General features: G+C 73.5%; 24 protein-coding genes, 1 pseudogene and 1 riboswitch. Of the genes and pseudogenes, 10 read left to right on the top strand and 15 right to left on the bottom strand.

All coding sequences use genetic code 11. From position 1 onward, the window contains the following. Positions 1-210 precede the first annotated feature (210 nt). A complete protein-coding gene (locus tag AC07BF_RS11265) occupies positions 211-573 on the top strand; it encodes a nuclear transport factor 2 family protein (RefSeq protein WP_363584908.1) in 363 nt (120 codons plus the stop codon). A gap of 78 nt (positions 574-651) precedes the next feature. Here the strand turns inward: AC07BF_RS11265 and AC07BF_RS11270 are convergent, their stop codons facing one another. Next, positions 652-1,128: a hypothetical protein gene (locus AC07BF_RS11270; RefSeq protein ID WP_363584906.1), complete on the bottom strand. Its 477-nt coding sequence runs from the start codon at positions 1,126-1,128 to the stop codon at positions 652-654. A 54-nt stretch (positions 1,129-1,182) separates the two neighbouring features. Continuing rightward, on the bottom strand, positions 1,183-1,833 hold the full coding sequence (locus AC07BF_RS11275) for a hypothetical protein (RefSeq protein WP_400808831.1): 651 nt from the start codon (positions 1,831-1,833) through the stop codon (positions 1,183-1,185). A 102-nt stretch (positions 1,834-1,935) separates the two neighbouring features. Between AC07BF_RS11275 and AC07BF_RS11280 the strand changes: the two genes are divergently transcribed. Continuing rightward, positions 1,936-2,670 carry a TetR/AcrR family transcriptional regulator gene (locus AC07BF_RS11280; RefSeq protein ID WP_363584902.1) on the top strand — a complete coding sequence of 245 codons (735 nt, stop codon included), beginning with the start codon at positions 1,936-1,938 and terminating at the stop codon, positions 2,668-2,670. Here the strand turns inward: AC07BF_RS11280 and AC07BF_RS11285 are convergent. Further along, positions 2,567-3,406 (bottom strand): hypothetical protein, encoded by an 840-nt coding sequence (locus AC07BF_RS11285; RefSeq protein ID WP_363584900.1) that lies wholly within the window; start codon positions 3,404-3,406, stop codon positions 2,567-2,569. The two genes, AC07BF_RS11280 and AC07BF_RS11285, sit on opposite strands and share 104 nt — an antisense overlap. A gap of 343 nt (positions 3,407-3,749) precedes the next feature. Between AC07BF_RS11285 and AC07BF_RS11290 the strand changes: the two genes are divergently transcribed. After that, positions 3,750-6,251, top strand: a complete 2,502-nt coding sequence (locus tag AC07BF_RS11290) for a helicase C-terminal domain-containing protein (RefSeq protein WP_363632258.1) — start codon at positions 3,750-3,752, stop codon at positions 6,249-6,251. A gap of 20 nt (positions 6,252-6,271) precedes the next feature. Here the strand turns inward: AC07BF_RS11290 and AC07BF_RS11295 are convergent, their stop codons facing one another. Then, positions 6,272-6,523, bottom strand: coding sequence for a hypothetical protein (locus AC07BF_RS11295; RefSeq protein ID WP_280678786.1), 252 nt, complete (start codon positions 6,521-6,523; stop codon positions 6,272-6,274). A 189-nt stretch (positions 6,524-6,712) separates the two neighbouring features. Between AC07BF_RS11295 and AC07BF_RS11300 the strand changes: the two genes are divergently transcribed. Continuing rightward, positions 6,713-8,350 carry a DNA repair helicase XPB gene (locus tag AC07BF_RS11300; RefSeq protein WP_478333285.1) on the top strand — a complete coding sequence of 546 codons (1,638 nt, stop codon included), beginning with the start codon at positions 6,713-6,715 and terminating at the stop codon, positions 8,348-8,350. Positions 8,351-8,680: 330 nt separating this feature from the next. Then, the gene (locus AC07BF_RS11305; RefSeq protein WP_363584896.1) at positions 8,681-10,732 is read left to right on the top strand and encodes a HelD family protein; all 2,052 of its coding nucleotides are present in this window, start codon (positions 8,681-8,683) and stop codon (positions 10,730-10,732) included. 57 nt (positions 10,733-10,789) lie between these two features. On the opposite strand, the gene AC07BF_RS11310 is transcribed toward AC07BF_RS11305, so the two are convergent. From AC07BF_RS11310 to thrC, 8 genes are all read right to left on the bottom strand, one after another. Beyond that, a complete protein-coding gene (locus tag AC07BF_RS11310; RefSeq protein ID WP_478333286.1) occupies positions 10,790-11,476 on the bottom strand; it encodes a copper homeostasis protein CutC in 687 nt (228 codons plus the stop codon). Positions 11,477-11,533: 57 nt separating this feature from the next. Continuing rightward, on the bottom strand, positions 11,534-12,520 hold the full coding sequence (locus tag AC07BF_RS11315; RefSeq protein WP_400988837.1) for a hypothetical protein: 987 nt from the start codon (positions 12,518-12,520) through the stop codon (positions 11,534-11,536). Continuing rightward, a complete protein-coding gene (locus AC07BF_RS11320; RefSeq protein WP_363584890.1) occupies positions 12,517-12,900 on the bottom strand; it encodes a PadR family transcriptional regulator in 384 nt (127 codons plus the stop codon). Before AC07BF_RS11320 ends, AC07BF_RS11315 begins: the two co-directional genes overlap by 4 nt. A 121-nt stretch (positions 12,901-13,021) precedes the next feature. Further along, complete coding sequence (locus tag AC07BF_RS11325) at positions 13,022-13,378, bottom strand: hypothetical protein (protein WP_400808886.1); 357 nt, start codon at positions 13,376-13,378, stop codon at positions 13,022-13,024. 95 nt (positions 13,379-13,473) lie between these two features. Further along, a complete protein-coding gene (gene groL / locus AC07BF_RS11330) occupies positions 13,474-15,096 on the bottom strand; it encodes a chaperonin GroEL (RefSeq protein WP_063348228.1) in 1,623 nt (540 codons plus the stop codon). 346 nt (positions 15,097-15,442) lie between these two features. Continuing rightward, on the bottom strand, positions 15,443-15,646 hold the full coding sequence (locus tag AC07BF_RS11335; protein ID WP_030289665.1) for a cold-shock protein: 204 nt from the start codon (positions 15,644-15,646) through the stop codon (positions 15,443-15,445). 589 nt (positions 15,647-16,235) lie between these two features. Then, positions 16,236-16,514: a MoaD/ThiS family protein gene (locus AC07BF_RS11340; protein ID WP_363584886.1), complete on the bottom strand. Its 279-nt coding sequence runs from the start codon at positions 16,512-16,514 to the stop codon at positions 16,236-16,238. A gap of 39 nt (positions 16,515-16,553) precedes the next feature. After that, a complete protein-coding gene (gene thrC, locus AC07BF_RS11345) occupies positions 16,554-17,834 on the bottom strand; it encodes a threonine synthase (RefSeq protein ID WP_363584884.1) in 1,281 nt (426 codons plus the stop codon). A gap of 17 nt (positions 17,835-17,851) precedes the next feature. Next, positions 17,852-17,988, bottom strand: a riboswitch (SAM riboswitch). A gap of 171 nt (positions 17,989-18,159) precedes the next feature. On the opposite strand from thrC, the gene AC07BF_RS11350 reads away from it, so the two are divergent. Then, complete coding sequence (locus AC07BF_RS11350) at positions 18,160-19,137, top strand: glucosyl-3-phosphoglycerate synthase (protein WP_363632276.1); 978 nt, start codon at positions 18,160-18,162, stop codon at positions 19,135-19,137. A gap of 50 nt (positions 19,138-19,187) precedes the next feature. Then, complete coding sequence (locus AC07BF_RS11355; protein WP_363584880.1) at positions 19,188-20,654, top strand: alpha,alpha-trehalose-phosphate synthase (UDP-forming); 1,467 nt, start codon at positions 19,188-19,190, stop codon at positions 20,652-20,654. 66 nt (positions 20,655-20,720) lie between these two features. Here the strand turns inward: AC07BF_RS11355 and otsB are convergent, their stop codons facing one another. Then, positions 20,721-21,560, bottom strand: coding sequence for a trehalose-phosphatase (gene otsB / locus AC07BF_RS11360; RefSeq protein WP_478333287.1), 840 nt, complete (start codon positions 21,558-21,560; stop codon positions 20,721-20,723). A gap of 30 nt (positions 21,561-21,590) precedes the next feature. Next, positions 21,591-21,851 (bottom strand): DUF3263 domain-containing protein, encoded by a 261-nt coding sequence (locus AC07BF_RS11365; protein ID WP_363584876.1) that lies wholly within the window; start codon positions 21,849-21,851, stop codon positions 21,591-21,593. Positions 21,852-21,918: 67 nt separating this feature from the next. Between AC07BF_RS11365 and AC07BF_RS11370 the strand changes: the two genes are divergently transcribed. Then, positions 21,919-22,269 carry a cupin domain-containing protein gene (locus tag AC07BF_RS11370; RefSeq protein WP_363584874.1) on the top strand — a complete coding sequence of 117 codons (351 nt, stop codon included), beginning with the start codon at positions 21,919-21,921 and terminating at the stop codon, positions 22,267-22,269. A 49-nt stretch (positions 22,270-22,318) separates the two neighbouring features. On the opposite strand, the gene AC07BF_RS11375 is transcribed toward AC07BF_RS11370, so the two are convergent. Further along, positions 22,319-23,599: an extracellular solute-binding protein gene (locus AC07BF_RS11375; RefSeq protein WP_363584872.1), complete on the bottom strand. Its 1,281-nt coding sequence runs from the start codon at positions 23,597-23,599 to the stop codon at positions 22,319-22,321. A gap of 293 nt (positions 23,600-23,892) precedes the next feature. Between AC07BF_RS11375 and AC07BF_RS11380 the strand changes: the two genes are divergently transcribed. Together AC07BF_RS11380 and AC07BF_RS11385 are read left to right on the top strand one after the other, a co-directional pair. Beyond that, positions 23,893-24,840 carry an ROK family protein gene (locus tag AC07BF_RS11380; RefSeq protein WP_363584870.1) on the top strand — a complete coding sequence of 316 codons (948 nt, stop codon included), beginning with the start codon at positions 23,893-23,895 and terminating at the stop codon, positions 24,838-24,840. Then, positions 24,837-25,038, top strand: a pseudogene (locus AC07BF_RS11385) (N-acetylglucosamine-6-phosphate deacetylase); the annotation flags it as partial. The gene AC07BF_RS11380 and the pseudogene AC07BF_RS11385, both read left to right, overlap by 4 nt.

Here is a 25,038-nt window from a genome sequence, read left to right on the forward strand (position 1 = left end):
CGCCTGGCTGCCCAAGCGCCCGACCGCCCGACCACCTGACCGCCTGACCGCCTGGCTGCCCGAGCGCTCAGCCGGCCGCGCTCAGTCCGCCGCCCGCAGGGACGCACGGAGCCGGGCGTGCAGCAGGCGCACGGCCGGCGAGTGCTGGTCGGGTCGGGCGACCAGGCCGAGGCGGGCCCGGACCGGTGCGTCGACGACGGGGATGGAGGCATGACGACGACGAAGACTGCACGTGGGATTTCCGAGACCTACTTCGCGGCCTGGCAGGCGGGCGACTTCGAGACGCTGCGGGGGCTGCTGGCGGAGGACGTCGACTTCGTGGGCCCGCTGGCCACGGTGTCGGGGGTGGAGGAGGCCCTGGCCGGACTGAAGGGGCTCGGGCAGGTGCTGGAGAAGATCGAGGTGCACGCCCGGGTCGCCGAGGGGGACGACGTGATCACCTGGTTCGACCTGCACACGAGCATCGCGCCACCGGCGCCGACGGCGAACTGGAGCCACGTGGAGAACGGGAGGATCACCCGGATCCGGGTGACCTTCGACCCGCGGGGGCTGCTGGCGGGCTTCGCGCGCTGAGCGGAGGTCGCACCGGCCGCCGGGCTGAGCGATCCGGGCCCGACAGGGCGGGCGATCCGGGCCCGGCGGGGCGATGCCCTACTCGTCGTCGCCGTCCTGGATCTCCTCGGGCGGCGGCGCGAGGATGATCGGCCAGTCGTCCTCGGAGGCGAGGAGGTCTTCGAGCGGGGTGCCGGGGCCGGCGGTGAAGACGGCCAGCCCCTCGTCGAACCAGGCGGGCAGCACCGGATCGACGGTCGTCCCGGCGCGCAGGACCAGGTGGGCGCGCGGGTCGACGGTCGAGCGGTCGGGGAAGTCGGCGGGGTCGACGCCCACCTGCTCCAGCGCCACCGGGTAGACGGCCACCGAGATCGCCAGCCGGTCCCCCTCCAGGGAGGGCTCGAACCAACCGTCCGTCTGCACCAGGTAGAACACCCCGTCGCCCTCGTAGCAGTACGAGCCGAGCCGGTCCAGGGCGCGCTCACCGGGGGTGCCGTCGGGGTCGACGACCAGGACCGCGGCGGGCGCGTCCGGTTCGTCGGGATTCGGGCCGGGCCGTACGTACAGGCGGGCCATCGGGCACCTCCGGGTCGTGGCGGGTCGGGCGGGGCTCAGCGGGTCGGGCCCAAGCTACCGTCGCGCCAGGCGACCGCGAACCGCCCAGGCCACCGCACCGAGGGCGAAGCCGTAGACCGCCACCAGGCCGTGTCCGTTGTCCTGGGCGAGCCACATGGCGAGGCCCAGCACCGGGACGCCGACCGCCAGGGCGCGCTCCTTGGGGAGGCGGGTGCGGGTGAGGAAGGCGAGGGCCAGGGTGGCGCCGAGGAAGTAGGTGGCGCCGGAGCTCCCGGCGAAGTTGCGGGGGTCGGTGCTGGGGCCGTCGCCGAAGCCGAGCAGGCCGTCGATCCGGCCGGGCAGCAGGATGCCCGCGAGGAAGAAGGCGAGGGTGAGCGGGCCGCCCCAGTACCACTGGGCGAGCGCGGCGACGGCGGCGAGGGTGGCGAGGTTCCACAGGCCGCCGCCGAGGCCGCCGTTCTGCATGAAGACCGAGGTGAACTCGCGCCACCAGCCGGACTTGGCGGGGTCGGCGTCGAGCGTGTCCATGGCGCCGGACCAGAGCAGCTGGAGCAGCACGCCGCCGACGGCGAGCGCGGTCAGGGCGACCGCCGCCCACGGGATCGGCCGCCCCCGCAGCGTGTCCCGGCCGACCACGCCGAGCCCGCAGTTGACCATCATGACCATCAGCGCGGCCGTGGTCACGTTGAACAGGATCGCCCCCATGACTGCCCCTCCCCCATCACATTCCAACGCCGTTCGAAAACCGGGCAGGGCAAAGCTAGCACAGTTTTCGAACAGTGTTGGAAAGCGTTGTACGGTGGAGCCATGAAGCTCACCAAGGAGCGCATCGTCGATGCGGGCATGGCCGTCTTCGCGGAGGTCGGCTACCACAACCTGTCCATGCGCCAGGTCGCCGACCGCCTCGACGCCCACGCCGGCAGCCTCTACTACCACGTGCGCGGCAAGGACGAGTTGCTCACCCTGATGGCCGACCGCGTCTGCCGACAGGCCTACGACACCGGCACCGCGGCCCTCGCCGCCCTCCCCCCCGACGCCACCTGGCGGGACCGGGTCGAGGCCCAGGCCGCCACCCTGCGCCGCAGCATCCAGCAACACCCCGGTGGCGCACTGCTCCTCGCCGAGAGCCCCGGCGTCCTCAGCTCCGGCGGCCTCTCCCTGATGGAACGCCTGCTGCGCACCCTCCTCGACGCCGGCCTGCCCACCGTCCACTGCGGCATCGCCGCCGACATCCTGCTCAGCCACGTCACCGGCTTCGTCCTCCAGGAACAGAACCAGCCACCGGCCCCACCACCCGTCAGCGCCGAGCTCTACGCCGACCTGTGCGCGGAGTTTCCGCTGATCATGGGCGAGTTGATCCCCCGAATCGGCCAGGACGAGAAGTTCACCCAGAGCATCCGACTGCTCTGCACCGGCTTCGCCGCCCTCGTCCCGGGCGTCAGCCCTGCTGCGGCGGACGACGGCGCAGGCTCAACAGCAGCAGCACCACCGCCGACAGCACCGCCGACAGGCGCAGCACGCCCGGGGCCGCCGACCAGCTGATCTGACTGAACTGCGCACCGGCCTGCACGCCCGCGCCGCCCTGGGCGCCCGGCTTGGCCTGCATGGCGTGCAGGGTGGCCGCGCTCATCGTGATCAGCGGGATCCCGAGGATGACGAACTTGCGCATCAGATCGGAGAGTTGGCGGGACAGGTAGCCGAGGGCCCAGCCGACCAGCATGGCCGGGAAGAAGCTCATGGCGGCGCCGCCGATCAGCAGCCCGCAGGAGAGCAGGACCAGCAGGGACGGCCGACGGGCCCCGACGCCCGCGCCCGCACTCGCGCCCGCACCGGCAGTTGCGCCCGCACCGGCACCGGCCTGGCCGGCGGGGGCGGTCGGCTGCGCCTTCGCCTTCCCCGCGGCGGTCGCCCTCCCCTTGGCCTTGCGCTGCTTCTTCCCCTTCGCCGAGGCCGCCGCAGCCGCCCCAGCCACAGCCCCCGCCGGATCGGCGGCCTGCGCACCCGCCGCTCCCGCCCCGTCCCCGGCACGCTGCTCGGGGATCGGCTTCGGCGGAGCCTGCGGCGCGTCCGAGAAGTTGAGCAGCACCAGATCCCAGCCGTTCGCGCCGGAGCTGTACACCTGGGGCGGCGGGATGGAGCCCGGATCGTCCTCGGGCCCGTCGAAACGCGGCTTGTCCAGCTGGACGGGCGGCGCCCCGGCCCCCGGGGTGCGCGGCGTCCGGGGCGGGTCCAGCGGCACCGACGGGGTCCCGCCGCCCGGCGCCGCCGTGTCGTACACGCTGTCCCCGTCGGAGGCACCGGACGGACCGGACGGACCGGAGGCGCCGGATGCACCCGAACCGCCCGAACCGCCCTCGTCGCCTGCAGCACCGGACCCGGCAGACCCGCCGGAGGCCCCCGCCCTGCCCCCCGAACGGCCGCTCCACGGCCCGCTCCTGCGCCACCACTCGCCGTCCGTCATCACCGACACCCCGCCTCGCGCCCGAACCCCGGCCCACCGAACCACCCTCGGCCGTGACGCTACCCACCCCGCCCCCGCCCGCGCGAGTCCTGAGGACCGGTCCACCACGGGCCGCCGCACGGACACCCCGCCGTCCGCCCGCCCGACTAACCTAGGTCGAATGACCACACAGCAGGGCCCTCAACGCCAGGGCAGGTCCGCCGCCGGCCCCCGCACCCTCGCCGAGGAGTTGCGCGCCCGCCCCGACGACGCGCTCGCCGCCCTGCTCCGCTCCCGCCCCGACCTGCTCAACCCCGTCCCCGGCGACCTCACCCAGCTGTCCGCCCGGCTCTCCTCCCGCGCCTCGGCGCTGCGCGCCCTGGAGCGCCTGGACCGCTTCACCCTGCAAGTCGCCGAGGCCCTGGCCACCGCCCCGGACGGCACCGGCCTGGCCACCGTCCGCACCCTGCTGACCGGCCCGGCCAAGGTCAAGCCGCACCCCGGCGCGACCCCGCTGACGCCCGCCGACCGGTCCGCCGTCGCCGCCGCCCTCCCCCGGGCGATCGCCACCCTGCGCGACCGGGCGCTGCTCTGGGGCCCGGACAACGGCCTGCGGCTGGTCCTCGCCGTCCGCGAGGCACTCGCCCCGACGGCCGCCAACCCCGGCCGCACCGGCCTCGGCCCGACCCTCTCCGACGCGACCGTCGGCATGTCCCCGGCCCGGCTGCAACAGCTGCTCGCCTCCGCCGGGCAGCCCGCCACCCCGGACCCGGTCACCGCCGTCGACGCGCTCACCTCCCTGCTGAACGACCGCGCCCGCTGCGCGGCGCTGCTCGACACCGCCCCCGAGGCCGCGCTGCGGCTACTGGAACGGCTGGTCTGGGGGCCGCCGACCGGCACCGTCCCGGACGCCACCCGCCCGGTCACCGCCGAGGACGCGCAGAGCCCCGTCGAGTGGCTGCTCGCCCGCGGGCTGCTGCTGCCCAGCGGGCCGGGCAGCGTCGTCCTGCCGCGCGAACTGGCCCTGCACCTGCGCGGCGGCCGCACCCACCGCGCCGTCGAGCCGGTCCAGCCCGAGCCCGCCCCGGCCGCCGCCCCGCGCGATCCACAGGCTGTGGACGGCGCGGCGGCCGGCCAGGCCCACACCGCCGTCAAGACCGTCGAGGAACTCCTCGACACCTGGGGCCTCACCCCGCCGCCCACGCTGCGCGCCGGCGGCCTCGGCGTCCGCGACCTCAAGCGCACCGCGCAGGCCCTGGAGACCACCGAGCAGCAGTCCGCCTTCTGGCTCGAACTCGCCTACGCCGCCGGACTGCTGGCCCCCGACGGCGAGGCCGACGAACGCTGGGCCCCGACCCCCGCCTACGACGGCTGGCTCCAGCGGGACACCGCCGAACGCTGGTCCGTCCTCGCCGCCGCCTGGCTCGCCGCCACCCGCGTCCCCGCCCTCACCGGCACCCCGGACGGCAAGGGCAAGCCGCGCGCCGCCCTCGGGCCCGAACTCGACCGCACCCTCGCCCCGTCCGTCCGCCGCGCCACCCTCGCGCTGCTCGCCGAGCTCCCGCCCGGCACCCCCGCCACCGCCGCCGAACTCCTGCCCACCCTGCGCTGGCAGCGCCCGCTGCGCGGCGGCCCCACCGGCCCGGACGGCCACGAGCTGCGCGACGACCTCACCGCCTGGACCCTCGCCGAGGCCGAACTCCTCGGCGTCACCGGCCGCGGCGCCCTCGCCGCCCCCGCCCGCGCCCTGCTCACCGCCGAATCCGACCCGGCCGAGGTGCTCGCCCCGCTGCTGCCGCAGCCGCTCGACCACGTGATCCTGCAACCGGACCTCACCGCGATCGCCCCCGGCCCGCTGCTCACCCCGCTCGCCCAGGCCCTCGCGCTGTGCGCCGACATCGAGTCCAAGGGCGGCGCCACCGTCTACCGCTTCACCCCGGTGTCCGTCCGCCGCGCCCTCGACGCCGGACGCACCGCCGCCGACCTGCGGGCCTTCCTGGAGCAGCACTCCCGGACGCCCGTCCCGCAGCCGCTCGCCTACCTGATCGACGACGTCGCCCGCCGGCACGGCATCCTGCGGGTCGGCGCCGCCTCCTCCTACCTGCGCTGCGACGACCCGTCCCTGCTGAACGAGGTCCTCGCCGACCGCCGCTCCGCCGACCTGCGGCTGCGGCTGCTCGCCCCCACCGTCCTCGCCGCCCAGGCCGCCCCGGACGCCCTGCTCGCCGCCCTGCGCGCGATGGGCTACGCCCCGGCCGCCGAGTCCGCCGAGGGCGACGTCCTGATCACCCGCCAGGACAGCCACCGCACCCCGCCCCGCACCGCCCCCGCGCCCGTCCCGGACGGCCCGCCGACCCCGGACGACACCCTGCTCGCCGCCGCCATCAAGGCCATCCGGGCCGGCGACCGCGCCGCCACCGTCAACCGCCGGGACTCCACCCCCGACCCGCGCCAGCTGCCCCGCACCGCCGCCGCCGAGACCCTCGCGGCCCTGCAGACCGCCGTCCTGCTCGGCGAACGGATGTGGATCGGCTACCTCAACGCCGAGGGCATCGCCAGCCAGCGGATCATCGACCCGGTCAAGGTCGAAGGCGGCTTCGTCACCGCCTTCGACCACCACGCCGACGAGCTCCGCACCTTCGCCCTGCACCGCATCACCGGCGTCGCGGAGCTCGACGAGTAACCCCGGCGGCAGGGCCGGGCTCAGTGCCCCTGCGACTCCTTCATCTTCTCCTTGACGGCCTTGTCCGCCAGGCTGCCGATCTCCCCCTGCCCGACCGGCAGCGAGCCGCCGCCGACCTGGTCGGCGATCAGGAATCCGGGCGCGGCGAGCAGCCCGCCGGGCCCCTCCCCGATCCCCGCGAGGGCGTGCGCGGAGCCGGCGGACGAGGCGGTGGCCGCGAAGGCCGTGCCCATCAGGGCGAGAGCGGTGAGAACGCGCTTCGACTTCTTCATGACCGGCTCAACGAGCGATGCGCACCGTGGTCACCCGGCGCCGTCGCCCGGAGCGCGGGCTCGGTCGCCCGTACGAACGGAAGGAGCCCGTTCCCGTTCGGAAGGAGCCCGACCACGTTCGCCGCGGAATGCGCGACACTGGAGGGTCTGCGTCAATCCAGCCTGTCAGCCAGTGGAGGGCTTCCCCGCGTGAACGACGGACCGCTCATCGTCCAGAGCGACAAAACTCTTCTCCTGGAGATCGATCACCCCAAGGCCGCCGAGTGCCGCCGCGTCATCGCGCCGTTCGCCGAGTTGGAGCGCGCCCCCGAGCACGTGCACACGTACCGGGTGACTCCGCTCGGGCTGTGGAACGCGCGGGCGGCGGGGCACGACGCCGAGCAGGTGGTCGACGCCCTGGTGACGTACTCGCGCTACCCGGTGCCGCACGCGCTGCTGGTGGACGTGGCGGACACCATGGGCCGCTACGGGCGGCTCCAGCTGCTCAAGCACCCGACGCACGGGCTGGTGCTCGCCACCACCGACCGGCCGGTGCTGGAGGAGGTGCTGCGCTCCAAGAAGATCGCGCCGCTGGTCGGCGCCCGGGTCGACCCGGACACGGTGGTGGTGCACCCCTCCGAGCGCGGCCAGATCAAGCAGGTGCTGCTCAAGCTCGGCTGGCCGGCCGAGGACTTCGCCGGGTACGTGGACGGCGAGGCGCACCCGATCGAGCTGGACGAGGACGGCTGGCGGCTGCGCCCGTACCAGGCGCAGGCCGTCGAGGGCTTCTGGCACGGCGGCTCGGGCGTCGTGGTGCTGCCCTGCGGCGCCGGCAAGACGCTGGTCGGCGCGGCCGCGATGGCGCACGCCAAGTCGACGACGCTGATCCTGGTCACCAACACCGTCTCGGCCCGCCAGTGGAAGCACGAGCTGGTCAAGCGCACCTCGCTCACCGAGGAGGAGATCGGCGAGTACAGCGGGACGCGCAAGGAGATCCGCCCGGTCACCATCGCCACCTACCAGGTGATGACCACCAAGCGGAAGGGCGCCTACGCGCACCTGGAGCTGTTCGACGCCCGCAACTGGGGCCTGGTGGTCTACGACGAGGTGCACCTGCTGCCGGCGCCGGTGTTCAAGTTCACCGCCGACCTCCAGGCCCGCCGCCGCCTGGGCCTGACCGCGACGCTGGTGCGCGAGGACGGCCGCGAGGGCGACGTGTTCAGCCTGATCGGGCCCAAGCGCTTCGACGCGCCGTGGAAGGAGATCGAGGCACAGGGCTACATCGCGCCCGCCGACTGCTGCGAGGTGCGGGTCACCCTGACCGACTCGGAGCGCCTGGCGTACGCCACCGCCGAGCCCGAGGAGCGCTACCGCTTCTGCGCCACCACGGCGACCAAGCGGCAGGTGGTGGAGGCGCTGGTGAAGAAGCACGAGAAGGACCAGACGCTGGTCATCGGCCAGTACATCGACCAGCTGGACGAGCTCGGCGAGGTGCTGGACGCGCCCGTGATCAAGGGCGAGACCAGCAACGCCCAGCGCGAGAAGCTCTTCGAGGCGTTCCGCAACAAGGAGATCGGCGTCCTGGTGGTCTCCAAGGTCGCGAACTTCTCGATCGACCTGCCCGAGGCCACCGTGGCCATCCAGGTCTCCGGGACGTTCGGCTCCCGCCAGGAGGAGGCCCAGCGCCTGGGCCGCGTCCTGCGTCCGAAGGCGGACGGCCACTCGGCGCACTTCTACTCGGTGGTCGCCCGGGACACCGTGGACCAGGACTTCGCCGCCCACCGGCAGCGCTTCCTGGCCGAGCAGGGCTACGCGTACCGCATCATCGACGCGGACGACGTGCTGTAGGACGTGCGGTAGGACACGCCCCGGTACCGGACACCGTCGCGCCCGAGGAGGACCACGCGCGCGCGGCGGTGCCCGGGGCGGCGCCGCCGTCGCGCACGTCCTCCGGGCCGTACGGGGGCCGGGACCTGCGGGCCCGGGACCTGCGGGGCTGGAACCCCGGGGCGCCCGGGTCTAGGATCGTCCGTCTGCCCCCTCCCGAACCGTGGTACCCGCTGAAGTCGCGCGGGCAGCCGGGGGAGGCGCCGACCGCACGGCAACCGGTCGGCCGTACCCACCGTGAGCTCCATCGATCCGCTGCGCCCGCTTCCGGCGCAGCCGGGAAGGTTCGCTGTGCCCGCCACCCCCACCACCGACCCCCTCCAGCGCGAACGCGACCACCTGGCCGCGTCCCGGTCCGCGCTGCGAGCGATGCGCGAGGACGTCCAGTCGCTGGACCTGCGCGACGTGACCGGCACCTGGGTGTCCGCCGCCGTCCTCCAGAACCAGATCGAGGCCCGGATCGCCGCCCTCGCCGACCTCTCGCACACCCCGCTGTTCTTCGGCCGCCTGGACTACCTACACACGATCAGCGAGGAGCTGAGCGAAGGAGGCGGCGGGGAGAGCTTCTACATCGGGCGCCGGCACGTCCACGACGCCGACGGCGACCCGATGGTGATCGACTGGCGCGCGCCGGTCTCCCAGCCGTTCTACCGGGCCAGCCGCACCGAGCCGCTGGACGTCGAACGCCGCCGCCGCTTCGGCTACACCGGCGGCGAGCTCACCGCCTACGAGGACGAGCACCTGAGCGACCCGGCGGAGGCGGACACCGCCTCCGCCCTGCTCGCCGCCGAGATCGAGAAGCCCCGCGTCGGCCCGATGCGCGACATCGTCGCCACCATCCAGCCCGAGCAGGACGAGATCGTCCGCTCCGACGTGACGGGCACCATCTGCGTCCAGGGCGCCCCCGGCACCGGGAAGACGGCCGTGGGCCTGCACCGCGTCGCGTACCTGCTGTACGCGCACCGCGAGCGCCTCGCCCGGACGGGCACGTTGGTGATCGGGCCGAACAACGCCTTCCTCTCCTACATCGAGCAGGTGCTCCCGGCCCTGGGCGAGCTGGACGTCAACCAGGCGACCGTGCAGCAGCTGGTCGGGCACGTCGAGGTGCGCGGCGAGGACGACCCGCGGGCGGCCCGGCTGAAGGGCGACGCCCGGATGGCCGAGGTGCTGCGCCGGGCGGTGCGCGCGGGCATCACGCTGCCCACCGAGCCCTGCGTGGTGGTCCGCGGCTCCCGCCGCTGGCGCGTCCAGGTGAACGAACTCACCGCGATCATCGAGGAGTTGAAGAGCCGCGAGGTGCGCTACGGCGCCGCCAGGGACGCCCTGCCACAGCGGATCGCGCACACCGTGCTGCTGAAGATGGAACAGTCCGGCGAGGCCCCCGACGACCGGGTGCAGGACGCGGTGGCCCGCAACCCCGCGGTCAAGGCGGTGGCCAAGGAGTGCTGGCCGGCGGTCGACCCGGCGAAGCTGGTGCTGCGACTGCTCTCCGACCCGGAGTTCCTGGCCGCCTGCGCGGAGGGCGTGCTGACCCCGGAGGAGCAGCAGGCGGTGCTGTGGCCCAAGCCGGGCCGCTCGGTGAAGACGGCCCGCTGGACGCAGGCCGACGCCGTCCTGGTCGACGAGGCGACGGACCTGGTGCAGCGCACCCCCTCGCTCGGGCACGTGGTGCTGGACGAGGCGCAGGACCTCTCCCCGATGCAGTACCGCGCGGTCGGCCGCCGCTGCACGACCGGCTCGGCGACCGTCCTCGGCGACCTCGCCCAGGGCACCACCCCGTGGGCGACGGCGAGCTGGCCGGACGCGCTGCGCCACCTGGGCAAGCCGGACGCCCACGTCGAGGAGCTGACCAAGGGCTTCCGGGTGCCGGAGGAGGTCATCGCGTACGCCTCCCGGCTGCTCCCGGCGATCGCCCCGGGCCTGGCCCCGGCGACCTCCGTCCGCGACGCCCCCGGCTCGCTGACGATCCGCCGCCTCCCGGACGCGGAGGCCGTGCCCGCCGTCGTGGCGGCCTGCCGCGAGGCGCTGGAGCACGAGGGCTCGACCGGGCTGATCGCCGCCGACGCCCGGATCCCGCTGCTCGCCGAGGCGCTGACCGCGGCCGGCCTGCCGTACCTGTCCCCCGGCGCCGAGACCAGCGCCGAGGCCCGGCTGACGCTCGTGCCGGCCTCGCTGGCCAAGGGTCTGGAGTACGACTACGTGGTGCTGGACGAGCCGGCCGCGGTGATCGCGGGCGAGCCGGACGAGCGGACCGGCCTGCGGCGGCTGTACGTGGCGCTCACCCGTGCCGTCTCCGGCCTGACGGTGCTGCACGGCGAACCGCTGCCCGCGCAGCTGCGCTGAGGAACCGAGCGGCGGGGGCCGGCCCCACCGGGACCGGCCCCCGCCCTCCGCGCACGCTCAGGCGTCGATCAGGGCCCGCCACTCGGCGACCTTGGCCGCGTCCACCGGCGTCCGCCAGCCGTCGACCCGCACCGCACCGCCGACGTGGAAGCCGTCGAAGCCCTCGGCCCGCAGCCCCTTCAGGTGTTCGGCCCGCAGGCCGCCGCCGATCAGGATCCGCTGCCCGTACCCGGGCTCGCCCGCGCGGGCCTGCTCCGCCAGCAGCACCTCGTACCCGGCGTCGACGCCGGCAGGCGCGCCCGAGGTGAGGAAGGTGTCCAGCCCGGGCAGCGCGCCGACGGCGGCCCGCAGGGCGGCCCGGTCGGCGCTGTGGTCGATCGCCCGGTGGAAGGTCCAGCGGCAGCCGGCCACCGCCTCGGCGACGGCGGCGGTGGCGGCCAGGTCGACGGTGCCGTCGGCGTGGAGGAAGCCGAAGACGAACTCCTCGGCGCCCTCGGCCCGCAACGCGGCGGCCCGGGCGGCCAGTTCGTCCAGGCCGCCGGGCGCGAAGCCGTCCCGGATCCGGAGCATGACGCGCAGCGGGATGTCGACGGCGGCCCGGATCCGGGCGAAGTCCTCGACGGACGGGGTGAGCCCGTCCGCGGCCATGTCGGTGACCAGTTCGAGCCGGTCGGCGCCACCCGACTCGGCAGCCTGGGCGTCCTGGGGCGTCAACGCGATGACTTCGAAAATTGGTCTAGACATATCAGTAGGTTGCCACATCCGGCCGGGCCCGGCGAGCCCTTCGCCCCGTCCCCCGGGTCACGCCAGGCTGCGCCCCTTCCCGGAGTCCCCGCCGAACCATCCGCCGAACCGTCCGCCGGGCCCGATCCGGCGCATCGCCACCGCGGCCGCCACCAGGAGCAGCAGCACCGGCGCCGCCATCGGCAGCACGTGCCAGAACCCGCGGCCCTCGCGCCAGATGTTGAACAGGCCCGCGAACATCGTCAGCGACAGCACCGCGACCCCGACGGCCGCCGGCAGCACCCGGCCGCGCAGCGCGGTGAAGGTCAGCAGCAGCGGCCCGATCAGCAGCGCCGCGAACCACTGCATGTCCAGCGGGAAGGTGGAGTCGCCCCAGTGCTGGAGCGCCACCAGCAGCCCGCCCCCGAGGACCGAGGCCAGCGCCAGCCCGCCGGAACGCCAGGAGGCCCTGGGCAGCAACTCCGTCGGCGCCGCGGCCAGCAGCAGCGCCCCCAGCACGAACGGCATGGTGGCCACGCTGCTGTCCCCCACCCCCCAGAGGTCGAATTCCGGCGGCAGCACGACGGCCTGCGCCAGCACGAACAGCGCGGAGACGGCCTGGAGCAGCGAGATGACCCGCACCGCCGTCCAGCGCCCCGTCACGACGGCCACCGCGAGCAGCAGCGCGATCACCGGCGGCGCGATGGTCAGCGCGTACGTGGTGTACGAGGGGTCCCAGGTCAGCCGGCGGGCGGCCCGCTCCGCATCGCTCACCCACGGCACCAGCGCCGCACCGGCCAGCGCCCCGGCGACCATCGGCGCGGCCAGCGCGAGCACCCGCCCGGCCAGCGAGGAGCCGGTCAGCCCGAGCCGCACCCGCAGCCCGTACGCGGCCAGGTCGAACGCCTCACGGGCGACGGCCGAGCGGCCCGCCTCCGCCGTGGTGTCGGCGAACACCGCGGCCAGCTCCTCGCCGCGCTCCCGGCGGTAGCGGGGCGGGTAGAACTGCAGCGCCGCCCGCAGCGCGGTCGAAGGCGCCCCCATCGTCGGTGTGGTCATGGTCATGCGAAGAACCCCCTCATCATCGACTTCCCCTCCGGCTCCGGCTTGCCCTGGAGCGCCGACCAGACGTTCGCGAGACGGCGCTCCGCCTCGGTGGCGACGGCCCGCAGCCGCTCCGCCTCGGAGGCCAGCGCCTCCCGGCCGACGCTGGTCAGCGCGTAGCTGCGCCGCGCCCGCCCGTCCACGACCTCCTCCGCGGCGACCTCGATCAGCCCCTGCTGGAGCAGGCGGTCGAGGGCGCCGTACAGGGTGCCGGTGCGCATCTTGACCCGGCCCTCGGAGATGGCGGCGATCTCCTGGATGAGGGCGTAGCCGTGTCTCGGGGCGTCCGCCAGAGCGGTGAGCAGCAGCAGCGTCGGCTCCTGCATCGAGCGTTCAGTCATACGACTACATATATCGTCAACCTACCTATAGGTCCAGTACTCCCGCCGCCCGGTCCACGACGCGGACCACGAGCGGACTGGGAACGGACCAGGAGCGGGCTGGGAGCGGACCACGAGCGGGCTAGGAGAGCTCCCCCACCGGCGCGACCACCGCGCCTTGCTTGCCGCACACCCAGTGCGGCTCCGGCCCCAGCTCCGGCTCCACGCCGAGCGCGTGCGGGTCCCCGTCGGCGGCGCAGGCGGTGCACAGCGGCCAGCGCCCGTACGCCTCCAGCAGCGCGTCCTGGACGTCCTGGGCGACCAGCCCGAGCACGTACCCGGTGCCGTCCGGCCACTGCTCCAACCACCAGCGGCGGTGCGTCACGGCCTGCTCCACCAGGGAGACGACGGCGGCGTCCGCCACGTCCCGCGAGGTGAGGTCGGCCAGGATCAGCGCCCGCGCGTTGTGCAGCGCGGTCTCGATGTCGTCGGAAGCCATCTGTCCATTCTCCGGTAGAACGCCGTGTGGGCGGCCCCCCGAAGGGGACCGCCCACACGATCAGGAACCAGCCGATCCGATCGGTGCGATCAGGATCAGAAGTCCATGTCACCGCCCGGCATGCCGCCGCCGGCGGCCGCAGCGGCCTTCTCCGGCTTGTCGGCGATGACGGCCTCGGTGGTGAGGAACAGCGCCGCGATGGAGGCGGCGTTCTGCAGCGCGGAGCGGGTCACCTTGGCCGGGTCGATGATGCCCTCGGCGATCAGGTCGACGTAGGTGTTGGTGGCCGCGTTCAGGCCGTGACCGGCGGGGAGGTTGCGCACCTTCTCCACCACGACGCCACCCTCCAGGCCGGCGTTGGTCGCGATCTGCTTGATCGGGGCCTCCAGCGCGACCTTGACGATGTTGGCACCGGTGGCCTCGTCGCCCTCCAGCTCCAGCTTGTCGAAGGCGACCGAGGCCTGGAGCAGCGCGACGCCACCACCGGCGACGATGCCCTCCTCGACGGCGGCCTTCGCGTTGCGGACGGCGTCCTCGATGCGGTGCTTGCGCTCCTTGAGCTCCACCTCGGTGGCCGCGCCGGCCTTGATGACGGCCACGCCGCCGGCCAGCTTGGCGAGGCGCTCCTGGAGCTTCTCGCGGTCGTAGTCCGAGTCGCTGTTCTCGATCTCGGCGCGGATCTGGTTCACGCGGCCGGCGACCTGCTCGCTGTCACCGCCACCGTCGACGATGGTGGTCTCGTCCTTGGTGATGACCACCTTGCGGGCGGTGCCCAGCAGGTCGATGCCGGCGTTCTCCAGCTTGAGGCCGACCTCCTCGGAGATCACGGTGCCACCGGTGAGGATGGCGATGTCGCCGAGCATGGCCTTGCGGCGGTCGCCGAAGCCCGGGGCCTTGACGGCGACGGACTTGAAGGTGCCGCGGATCTTGTTCACGACCAGGGTCGACAGGGCCTCGCCCTCGACGTCCTCGGCGATGATGACGAGCGGCTTGCCGCTCTGCATGACCTTCTCCAGCAGCGGCAGCAGGTCCTTGACCGAGCCGATCTTGGAGTTGGCGATGAGGATGTAGGGGTCCTCGAAGGTCGCCTCCATGCGCTCCAGGTCGGTCGCGAAGTAGGCGGAGATGTAGCCCTTGTCGAAGCGCATGCCCTCGGTGAGCTCGAGCTCCAGACCGAAGGTGTTGCTCTCCTCGACGGTGATGACGCCTTCCTTGCCGACCTTGTCCATGGCCTCGGCGATGAGCTCGCCGATCTGGGTGTCGGCGGCCGAGATGGAGGCGGTGGAGGCGATCTGCTCCTTGGTCTCCACGTCCTTGGCCTGGGCCAGCAGCTGGTCGGAGACGGCGGCGACGGCCTTCTCGATGCCGCGCTTCAGGGCCATCGGGTTGGCGCCGGCGGCGACGTTGCGCAGACCCTCGCGAACCAGGGCCTGGGCGAGCACGGTGGCGGTGGTGGTGCCGTCACCCGCGACGTCGTCGGTCTTCTTGGCGACCTCCTTGACGAGCTCCGCGCCGATCTTCTCGTAGGGGTCCTCGAGCTCGATCTCCTTGGCGATGGAGACACCGTCGTTGGTGATCGTGGGGGCGCCCCACTTCTTCTCCAGCACGACGTTGCGACCCTTGGGGCCGAGCGTGACCTTCACTGCGTCGGCGAGCTGGTTCATGCCACGCTCAAGGCCGCGGCGAGCTTCCTCATCAAAGGCGATGATCTTGGCCATCAGAAGTGGTCCTCCGGGACACGGTCGACTGCTCGGACCAAGGGGTGCCCGCGACGGACGGCCCTGGTGTGCGGGGGTCCTTTCCCCTACCGCTCCCGGGGGCCTCACCGACCCGGTCCGCTGTCACTCTCACGCTGTGAGTGCTAACGCCAATAATTAGCACTCGGGGTGGTCGAGTGCAAGCCCAATCGCGATCCCGCGAGCCGCCCGGGGCGCTCCCGCCGACCCGCGCAACTCCCCGCCGGGGAACGCCGACGGGCCCGTACGACGCGTGTCGCACGGGCCCGTCGAGAAGCGAGTGGTCACCAGCCGTGGGCCGCGCCGAGCTCCTGGGGTCGGAAGGGGGTCACACCGCGGCGCGGACCATGTCCGCCTGCGGGCCCTTCTGTCCCTGGGAGATCTCGAACTCGACCCGCTGGCCCTCCTCGAGGGTGCGGTAGCCGTCCATCTGGATCGCGCTGTAGTGGACGAAGACGTCCGCACCACCGTCGACCGCGATGAAGCCGTAGCCCTTCTCCGCGTTGAACCACTTGACGGTGCCCTGAGCCATTCCGAACTCCCCTAGTGCTGTGCTGGCCCTTCACGCGCCCGCAGGTCGCGGGCCCGGGTCTGGTTTGAAGGCCGGCCCGGGGAACCCCCCCTGGGCGCAGCCGTGCACGCCGCAACCCTCCGCCGGGGGTGCCTGACGGCGCCCTGTGAGCGGGTGATTACGTCGACCGCGGCTGAATGTATCCGGATCGACGCCCTCTGCAACAGGGTCAGCTGCGGGGAATTCCGGCACCACGCCAAGGGGCAGGACGGGCCAAAGCGGGAGGAATTCGGCATTTCACGCCGGACATAGCGGACGGATTACTGCAAATCCCCGCGGGAATTCTGACATCTGCCTGACATGTTTCACGGCCCAGGCACCCGACCGGTCTCAGCGGCCGGACGACCGTCCGGCGATTCGCGGGTGATTCGCGGGTGAGGATGAGGGGAAGCCCTGTTCCCAACCGAGCCACACTCTACTCCGACTTGACCCCGCCATATTCCCGCCGAAATGCGGCCGGCCGCCCGTGCGTACGGAGAACGGAATTCCGTACGCGCGGACGGCCGGTCGGACGAGCGGCTCGGGCGGGGTGCCCGGATCGGGGCGCGGCTCAGCAGCCGCCGGCCACCGCCGGGATGATCGAGACGCTGGCGCCGTCCGCGATCCCGGTCGCCAGGCCCTCGGCGAAGCGCACGTCGTCGTCGTTCACGTAGACGTTGACGAAGCGGCGCAGCTTGCCGGCGTCGTCCAGGATGCGGGCGGCGATCCCCGCGTGGTTCTTCTCCAGGTCGGCGATGACCTCGCCCAGGGTGGCGCCCTCGGCGGCCACCTCGGCGGCGCCGCCGGTGTAGGTGCGCAGGATGGTGGGGATACGGACGTTGGCGCTCATGGTTCTCCTAGCGGACAGGGCCCAGCGGGGTGGGGGGATTCAGGCGGACGCGAGGCCGGCGTCGTGGAAGGACGCCAGGGTCGGGCGGATGACGGCGGTCATCCCGGCCCCGGCGACGGCGTCCAGGGTCTTCAGGCCGTCGCCGGTGTTGATCGCGACGGTCTCCTTGGCCGGGTCCAGCTGGCCGGTCTCCACCAGCTTCTTCAGCACGCCGACGGTCACCCCGCCCGCGGTCTCGGCGAAGACGCCCTCGGTCCGGGCCAGCAGCCGGATCGCGTCCACCACCTCGGCGTCGGTGACGTCCTCGACCGCGCCGCCGGTGCGCCGGGCGATGTCCAGCACGTACGGGCCGTCCGCCGGGTTGCCGATCGCCAGCGACTTGGCGATGGTGTCCGGCTTGACCGGGCGGATCACGTCCTGGCCGGCCTTGAACGCCGCCGACACCGGGGAGCAGCCCGCCGCCTGGGCACCGAAAACCTTGTACGGCCGGTCCTCGACCAGGCCGAGCCTGATCAGCTCCTGCAGCCCCTTGTCGATCTTGGTCAGCTGGGAGCCGGAGGCGATCGGGATGACGATCTGCTCCGGCAGCCGCCAGCCGAGCTGCTCGCAGATCTCGTACGCCAGCGTCTTGGAGCCCTCGCCGTAGTACGGGCGCAGGTTGACGTTGACGAAGCCCCAGCCCTCGCCGGCCGGGTCGCCGATCAGCTCCGAGCAGAAGCGGTTCACGTCGTCGTAGTTGCCCTCGATGCCGACCAGCTCACCGCCGTACACCCCGGCCATGACGACCTTGCCCTGCTCCAGGTCGTGCGGGATGAACACGCAGGACTTGAAGCCGGCCCGGGCAGCCGCCGCGCCCACCGCGCCGGCCAGGTTGCCGGTGGAGGAGCAGGAGAGCGTCGTGAAGTCGAAGGCCCGCGCGGCCTCGATGGCGCAGGCCACCACGCGGTCCTTGAACGAGTGGGTCGGGTTGCCCGAGTCGTCCTTGATGTGCAGCTGCGCGGTGAAGCCCAGCTCGCGGCCCAGGTTGTCCGCCTTGACCAGCGGGGTCCAGCCGGGGTTCAGGTTGGGCTTGGTGGCGACGTCGGCCGGGACGGGCAGCAGCGGCGCGTAGCGCCAGATCGAGCTCGGGCCGGCCTCGATCCGGCGGCGCAGCGCCTCGGCGTCCTCGCTGCCGAAGTCGTACGCGATCTCCAGCGGGCCGAAGCACTCCAGGCAGGCGAAGCTCGGACCGAGCGGGAAGCGGGTGCCGCACTCCCGACAGGACAGCGCGGTGGCGGGGCCGAGGTCCACGGATGCGGGTGCGACAGTGTCGATAGCCATGATGGCGGAGGCCTCTCTCCTCATCTTCCCCGTGGCACGGTCGCGCCACAGGCCGGAATTGGCACCTGTCCCGCCGGGGCCTGTCGACAGACAGCCGCGCGAGAAGGTTGCCGGGACGTCAACGGGCCGTTCCCTCAGTCCCTCTGGATGAGCTTGTGAAATTGTGGTGGTGCTCAACGGCGACCCCGGCGTGCAAAGGTCCGGCCGCTGTACGAAGACTGTATCCGAAGGCGTCAACCCCGAACGGGATCGTCCGCCACGCGAGATGGCGCGTCCCACCGACCCCGCCGAGGAGAGTCCCGTGCCCGCCGAACCGACCCCCGCGCTGCTCCCGCAGGCGGCGTCCTGGCTGCGCCGCCGCTCGTGGAGCGCGGTCGACCGGCCGGTGCACGCCCTGCTGGAGGCCAAGCGCCGGACCGGCCACACGGTCAGCGTGGTGCTGCCCGCGCTGGACGAGGAGGCCACCGTCGGCGACATCGTCCGCACCATCCGCCGCGAGCTGATGGAGCGCCTCCCGCTGGTCGACGAACTCGTCGTGGTCGACTCCGGCTCGGCCGACGCCACCGCCGCCGTCGCGGCCCGGGCCGGCGCCCGGGTGGAGTACCGCGACGCGATCCTGCCCCGGCTGCCCGCCGTCCCCGGCAAGGGCGAGGTGCTCTGGCGCTCGCTGCTGGTCACCCGCGGCGACATCGTCTGCTTCGTCGACGCCGACCTGCGCGAGTTCGACCCGGCCTTCGTCTCCGGCATCCTCGGCCCGCTGCTGACCGAACCGGACATCCAGCTGGTCAAGGCCATGTACGACCGGCCGCTGGAGACCGAGGGCGCGGTGGTCCCGGCCGGCGGCGGCCGGGTCACCGAACTGGTCGCCCGCCCGCTGCTCAACCTGCACTGGCCGGAACTCGCCGGTTTCGTCCAGCCGCTCGGCGGCGAGTACGCGGCCCGCCGCGCGCTGCTCGAACGGCTCCCCTTCCCCACCGGCTACGGCGTCGAACTCGGCCTGCTGGTCGACGCGCTGGAGACGGTCGGGCTGGACGCCCTGGCCCAGGTGGACGTCGGCGTCCGGCACCACCGGCACCAGGACGGCCAGGCCCTCGGCCGGATGGCCGCCACCATCTACCGCACCGCCCTCGAACGCCTCGACCGCACCCACCGGCTGAAGGCCTCGGCCGACCTGGTCCACCCGCTGCTGACCCAGTTCACCCGCGACCCGCAGAGCCGGGAGTTCACCGCCCACACCCACCCGGTGACCGCCCTGGAACGCCCGCCCATGCACACCGTGCCCGAGTACGCGACCCGACACTGAACACCCACCGAAAGGGTTTGCCGCTCCGGAGCCCCGGCAACGTACCAACCATGGGCGATCTCACGACCGAACGTTCGAGTGCGACCGGCACCGCCCCCGTCCTGGTGGCCTCCAATCGGGGACCGGTGTCGTTCGGCACCGCGGACGACGGCACGCTGACCCTCCGCCGCGGCGGCGGAGGCCTGGTCTCCGGCCTCTCCGCCATCGACGACCCCGACGCCGTCTGGGTCTGCGCCGCCCTCGGCGCGGCCGACCGGCAGGCCGCCAGAGGGGCCCCGGACGGCCGCCTCGACCTCGCCGGGCACGACGTGGGCGGCCAGGCCGTCCGCATGCTGGACATCGATCCCGACACCTTCGCCCGCGCCTACAACGGCGTCGCCAACTCCACCCTCTGGTTCGTCCACCACCTGCTCTACGCCACCCCCACCGCCCCCGCCTTCGACGCCGGGTTCCGCACCGAGTGGGCCGCCTACCGCGCCTACAACGCCGCCTTCGCCGAGGCGCTGGCCGCCGAGGCCGCCCCCGGGGCCGCCGTGCTGGTCCAGGACTACCACCTCTCGCTGACCCCTGCCCTGCTCCGCGCCGCCCGCCCCGACCTGCGGATCGGCCACTTCTCGCACACCCCGTGGGCCCCGCCCGAGTACTTCCGGCTGCTTCCCGACGACGTCGCCGAGGCCGTCCTCACCGGCATCCTGGGCGCCGACCGGGCCGGCTTCCTGACCCGCCGCTGGGCGCTGGCCTTCGCCGACTGCTGCGCCGACCTGCTCGGTGCCGAGGTCGACCGGGACGCCATGACCGTCACCCACGCCGGCCGCACCACCCGGCTCGGCGTGCACGCGCTCGGCGCCGACGCCGACTTCCTGCGCGAGCGCTCCCACCGCCCGGACGTCGACGAACGCCTCGCCGCCCTCCGCGAGGCCGTCGGCGGGCGGCGCACCATCGTCCGGGTCGACCGCACCGAGCTGAGCAAGAACATCGTCCGCGGCCTCCAGGCCTACCGGCACCTGCTGCGCACCCGCCCCGAATGGCACGACCGGGTGGTGCACATCGCCTTCGCCTACCCCTCGCGCACCGACCTCGCCGAGTACCGCGCCTACACCGCGCAGGTCCAACGGCTCGCCGAGGACATCAACGCCGAGTTCGCCACCCCCGCCTGGCAGCCGCTGATCCTGCACGTCGACGACGACTTCCCGCGTTCCCTGGCCGCCTACCGGCTCGCCGACGTGGCCCTGGTCAACCCGATCCGGGACGGCATGAACCTGGTCGCCAAGGAGGTTCCGGTGGTGTCCGACCACGGCTGCGCCCTGGTGCTCTCCCGCGAGGCCGGCGCGCACGCCGAACTCGCCGAGGACGCGCTCACCGTCAACCCGTACGACATCATCGCCACCGCCGACGCCCTGCACGCCGGCCTCACCATGCCCGAGGGGGAGCGCGCCGACCGCACCAAGCGCCTCGCGGCGGCGGCCACCGCGCTGCCCCCGCAGCAGTGGTTCCTCGACCAGCTCAACGCGCTGTGAACCAGCTCAACGCGCTGTGAACCGGCTCAACGCGCTCTGAGCCCGCTCAACGCGCCGTCGCCCGGCTCAGACCGCTCCGACGGCCGCGCCCAGCGCCGCGAGCAGCTCCACCACGCCGGCCGGGCCCGGGACCACCAGGTCGGCCCGGTCGGCGAGTTCACGCACCGGCGCGTCCCCCACCGCGCCGCTGCACACCAGCAGCCCCGCCACCCCCTCGCCGCGCAGCTTCTCCACCGCCGCGAAGGCCGCCACGTCCCCCAGGTCGTCCCCCGCGTACAGCACCGAATCTGCCCCGCGCTCGCGCAGGAAGCCGGTCAGCGCCGCGCCCTTGTCCACCCCCGGCGGCCGTAGCTCCAGCACCAGCCGCCCGGGCTCCACCACCAGCCCGTGCCCGGCCGCCAGCTCGCCGACCGGCGCCCGCAGCAGCTCCAGCGTCTCCTCGGGCGCCGCCGTGCGCCGGGTGTGCACCGCCAGCGAGCGCCCCTTGTCCTCCAGCCACGTCCCCTCGGGCGCCCCCGCCGCCGCCAGCAGGCCAGGCAGCGCCGCCCGCGCCCCGGCCACCCCGGGGTGCACCGGCGGCGCGGTCACCTCGCCGCCCTCCCAGCGCTCGGCGCCGTAGTGCCCCAGCACCACGACCCCGGGCAGCCCGTCCAGGCCGCCGTACTCCGCCGCCAGCGCGGCCGGCCGACCCGTCACCACCACCACGGCCCGCACCGCCGGCACCAGCGCCCGCAGCGCGGCCGCCGCCCCCGGATGTGCCCGCGCCCGATCGGGATCCGCCACGATCGGCGCCAGCGTCCCGTCGAAGTCCAGCGCGATCACCGCCTCGCCCGGCGCCGCCAGGATCGCCCGCAGCCCGTCCCGCCCGGCAGCCGTGACCGGCGCCCACTTCTCGTCAAAGCCCATGCCCGAGCCCTACCCCGCGGCCCCGTCCCGCTACCGTGCCGCCCGCCGGGCCTCCCGGATCCGGCGCAGCCGGTTCACCAGGACAGGGGCGTGCGCCAGGGCCTCCGGCCGGTCCAGCAGCGCGTTCAGCAGCTGGTAGTACCGGGTGGAGGAGAGCCCCAGTTCCTCCCGGATCGCCCGTTCCTTGGCCCCGGCCGTCCGCCACTGCCGCCCCTCCAGGGCCAGCACCGCCACGTCCCGCTCACTCAGCTCGCCCACCAGGACACCTCCGCCATCACTACGGAGTGTCATTCTCCCGCGTGAGCCGGACACACTGTGCGCCCTCCGGCACCCGGCCGCCCCGGCTAGCGTCGGCGGTATGACCACGCCCAGCTTCGCCGTGCACATCCCCACCGCCGACCTCGAACCCGATCCGCTCGACCCGGCCCAGATCGTCTCCGGCACCCCGGAGGTCTCCGGCCTGGTCCTCGCCGAGTCCCCCGACGGCCGCCAGCTGCGCGGCATCTGGCAGATCACCCCCGGCGTGGTCACCGACGTGGAGGCCGACGAGTTGTTCGTGGTGCTCAGCGGCCGGGCCACCATCGAGGTCGAGGGCGGCCCGACCCTGGAGGTCGGCCCGGGCGACTGCGCCGTGCTGCGCGAGGGCGACCGGACCACCTGGACGGTCCACGAGACGCTCCGCAAGGCCTACGCCATCACGCTCCCCTGACGAGCCCGCCCCTGACGCCCCCGCCCCTGGAGGGCACCCCGGCCCGGGTTCACTTGCGGACCCGGGCCGCCTCCTTGACCGCCGCGTCCTGCAGCCCGGCGAGCGCCTGCTTCGGGTCGCCGGTGACGGCCTGCCCGATCCCGGCCTTGATCCGGTTGCTGACGTCGCCCCAGGCCGGGTCCCCGAACGGGTAGAAGCTGGCGTTGGTCAGCCCGACCGCGAACTGCTTGAGGTCCTCGTGCTTCGGGTCGGACGTCATCTGGTTGAACGCGTCCTGGGTGACCGGCAGCAGGTTGTACTGCTCGTCGAACTTCAGCTGGAACTCGCGGGAGTAGGCGAAGGACAGGAACTTCTTGATCTCGTTCTTGTGCCCGTTGGCCTTGAACGCCATCATCCAGTCCGCGACGCCGAGGCTGCCGGTCTTGCCCACGCCGTCCTTCTTGGGGATCGGCGCCGTCCCGAAGTCGATCTTCCCGGCGGTGGCCATCCGCAGCAGCGTCGGGTGCCCGTTCAGCATCGCGACCTTCCCGGCCGCGAAGTCCTGGAAGACCGGGGTGCGGTTCATCTTGCCCGGGTCCGGATAGGTCAGCCCGGTGGCCACCAGGTTGTTCTTCAGCCAGCTGAAGGTGGCCTGGTTCTGGGTGCTGTCGATGGTGTAGTTGCCGACGTCGTCGGAGAGGCTGCCGCCGCCGCTCAGCGTCCACAGCATGGACTCGGCCGGTGCCTCCTCCGGCCCGAGCGGCAGCCCGTACGGGGTCACGCCCGGCACCTTGGCCTTGATCTTCTCGGCGTCCTGGCGCAGTTCGTTCCAGGTGGCCGGCGGCTGGGTGATGCCGGCCTGGCGGAAGACCGCCTTGTTGTAGAAGAGCACCCGGGAGGAGGAGACGAACGGGATGCCGTACTGGGTGCCGAGCACCTGCCCGGCGTGCGCGAAGGTGTCCAGGAAATTGGCCTGGGTGTCCATCGAGAGCACGTCGGCGGCCGGGTACAGCCGGTCCGCCGCGACCTGGTCGGCGAAGCCGCCGGTCTGCAGCAGGTCGGGGGACTTGCCGGCCGCGATCATGTCGTCGACCTTCTTGCCGATGTCGGTCCAGCTGTCCACCTCGACGTCGACCTTGATGCCGGGGTTGGCGGCCTCGAAGCCGCGCGCGATCTCGTCCCAGTACAGCTTGGAGCTGGTGTCGGCGCTCTCCCCGTAGTCGGCGGCGACCAGCTTGAGGGTGACCGGCCCGTCCTCCTGCCCGCCGCAGGCGCTGACGGCGGTGAGTACCAGTGCTCCGGCCAGCGCGGTGCCGAGGACGCGGGTGGGAACGTGGGCGCGCCTGTTCAACGCGGGTACCGCCTTCAGGGGAGAACTGCGACCGGACGGGGGAATCCGGGAGGGGGGAGGCGCAACACTGCCAAACCCACCGGGCAGTGGTCCACACCACTGTGCCGAGCCCGCCGAGTAGTTATCGAAGTGCGGACGTCATTGCACGATGCGCAACAGAAGGTGAACGGAAGGCGCCCGGCGCAAAGCCGCTCACACTGCCCCCATCTGCGACAAAGCTCACCTACTTTGGACCAGACCAATCCGACAACTGGACTAGACCTCTTCTACCCGACCAAGGGAAACTGTCCTCCGTGAAGCACGTCATCGCACTCGATGTAGGCGGCACCGGCATGAAGGCCGCGCTGCTCGCCCAGGACGGCTCCGTGCTGTTCGAAGCACGCCGACCGACCGGGCGGGAGCACGGCACGGACGCCGTGGTCACCGCCATCCTCGACTTCGCCGCCGACCTGGCGGACGAGGGCCGGGGCCGCTTCGGCGTCGCCCCGCTCGCGGCCGGCGTCGCCGTCCCCGGCACGATCGACGAGAGGAACGGCATCGCGGTCTACTCGGCCAACCTCGGCTGGCGGGACCTCCCGCTGCGCAAGCTCCTGGGCGAGCGCCTGGCCGGGCCCGACCGCGCCGTCATCCCCGTCGCGCTCGGCCACGACGTGCGCTCGGGCGGCCTGGCCGAGGGCCGGCTCGGCGCCGGCCGGGGCGTCGACCGCTTCCTGTTCATCGCGCTGGGCACCGGCATCGCCGGTGCCATCGGCATCGGCGGCCGGATCGAGGCCGGCGCGCACGGCTACGGCGGCGAGATCGGCCACGTCGTGGTCCGCCCGGGCGGACCGCAGTGCGGCTGCGGCGCCCGCGGCTGCCTGGAGACGCTCGCCTCCGCCTCCGCCGTGTCCCGTGCCTGGGCCGCGGCCAGCGGCGACCCCGACGCCGACGCGGCATCCTGCGCCGCCGCGGTGGACGCCGGGGACGACCGCGCGCTCGCGGTCTGGCAGGGCGCCGTCGACGCCCTCGCCGACGGGATCGTGCTCGCCCAGAGCCTGCTCGACCCGTCCACGGTGATCGTCGGCGGCGGGCTGGCCGAGGCCGGTGACACGCTCTTCGACCCGCTGCGCACGGCGGTCACCGAGCGACTGACCTTCCAGATGCCCCCGAAGGTCGTACCCGCCATGCTCAAAGACACCGCCGCGTCCCTGGGCGCGGGCCTGCTCGCCTGGGATCTGCTCTCCATGGAGGTGACCGCGTGACCACCGCGGACCGTGACCGTACCGCACTGGCCGGCGCCCGGCTGGTCCTGCCCGGCGGCGTCGTCGAGGGCGGCCACCTAGCCGTCGAGGGCGACCGGATCGCCGGCCTCGGAGGCGAGAGCGAGCCCGGCGACCTCGACCTGACCGGGTACACCGTCGTCCCCGGCTTCGTCGACCTGCACGTGCACGGCGGCGGTG

The sequence above is a fragment of the Kitasatospora sp. NPDC043950 genome (assembly GCF_056435345.1).